Here is a 1,503-nt window from a genome sequence, read left to right on the forward strand (position 1 = left end):
CCTGCTCGCCGATTTCACGGCGAATGCCAACGCCGAGATGCAGGGCCGGCTCCAGGTGGCGCGGCTGTACCACATGACCGACGACGCCGGGGTGCGCGACCTGCTGTCGTTCCTGATCGCCCGCGACACCATGCACCAGAATCAATGGATCGCCGCGGCGCGCGAACTGCAGGACGAAGGCGCCGAGAATCTCCCGGTGCCGAGCAACTTCCCCCGCTCCGACGAGTACACCGAAGCCGCCTATCAGTACATCAACTTCTCCGACGGCCGGCATGCCGGAGACGGCTCCTGGGCCAGCGGGCCGACACCCGACGGCGCCGGCGAGTTCGAGTACGTCGCCGAGCCTCCGAGCGGGACCGCCATGCCCGACCCCACCCGGCCCGATTCGCGCTTCTTCGGCACGACCGACCTGCCCAACGTCATGGAGAAAGCCGCGGGCAAAGCGCAGGACAAGCTCAACAAGGAGTGACCTCCGGGCTGCGGACCCGTGTCCAGTTCGGTCCGTCAGGGCCGTCCCGACGGCGGGATGTTCGCGTTGAGGTGGAAGACGTTGCCCGGATCCCAGGTGTCCTTGACCTGCGTGAGGCGGTCGAGTTGCTGGGCGGAGTACGCACGGCGCAACCCGGCGGTGCCCTCGTCGCTGATCGAGTTGACGTAGACGCCGCTGGCGAACGGGTCCAGCGACATGGCCGCGCGGCGCGCACTGGCGATGTACGGCTCGTCCAGCCCGGGGTCGTCCCAGCGGAGGCCGGCGCTGTACTCCACGAGCGTGCCCCGGTGACTGAATGCGGTTTCGCCGTCCGCGAGGTCACCGACGGCGCCGCCGTAGGCCTGGAACCCCACATTCGGCAACGGCACGTCGCCGTCAGGGCGGCCGTCTGCGGTGCCGCGCAGCACGAACGCCTCGATCGCATCGTCGGGTAGGGCCGTGAGGTAGTGGCTCTTGGCGTAGCGGCGCATGGAATGAGCGTGTGCAGCATCGGCCTGGAACTGCAGTTCGAGGTAACTGCGGTCGAGGATGCGCTCGCCGAGCGGCGCCCGGCCGAGCGCACGGACCCGCGGTACGAGCGCCATGCCCGCGGTGAAATCCGCGTCACTCGGGTCACCGGTCCAGACGTAGCCGGTGGTGAGCACGGATCCTGGCCCGATGTCGGCGGTGAAGGTCGCCTCGCGGGGCGCGTCCGCGAGCAGGTCACGCCAGCGGTGCATGACATCGACGCCGTCATCGAGCGGAAAGTCGACCTCGACGGTGAGGCTGCGGGTGCCGGTCTCGTGCAGGCGGAACTCGAAGTTCGTGACGACTCCGAAGTTGCCGCCTCCGCCGCGCAGTCCCCAGAACAGGTCGGGGTTCTCGTCGGCTGCTGCCCGCACGAGCGCGCCGTCAGCGGTGACGACCTCGAACGACTCGACGTTGTCACAGGCCAGACCGTACTTGCGGGCGAGCCAGCCGTAGCCGCCGCCGAGGGTGAGGCCGCCGACGCCGGTGTGCGAGACGTTGCCGGC

At 69.3% G+C, this 1,503-nt stretch carries 2 protein-coding genes; one reads left to right on the forward strand and one right to left on the reverse strand.

What is annotated here, in order from left to right; all coding sequences use genetic code 11:
• A partial coding sequence (locus M6444_RS05630; protein WP_298323963.1) for a manganese catalase family protein occupies positions 1–469 on the forward strand: 469 nt, incomplete at its 5' end.
• A 35-nt stretch (positions 470–504) separates the two neighbouring features.
• Here M6444_RS05630 and M6444_RS05635 read toward each other — a convergent pair.
• Positions 505–1,503, reverse strand: a 999-nt coding sequence (locus M6444_RS05635; RefSeq protein WP_298323965.1) for an FAD-binding protein, incomplete at its 5' end; no start/stop codon positions are given.

The sequence above is a fragment of the Haloactinopolyspora sp. genome, assembly GCF_027324685.1.
In the GTDB taxonomy this organism is placed as follows: domain Bacteria; phylum Actinomycetota; class Actinomycetes; order Jiangellales; family Jiangellaceae; genus Haloactinopolyspora.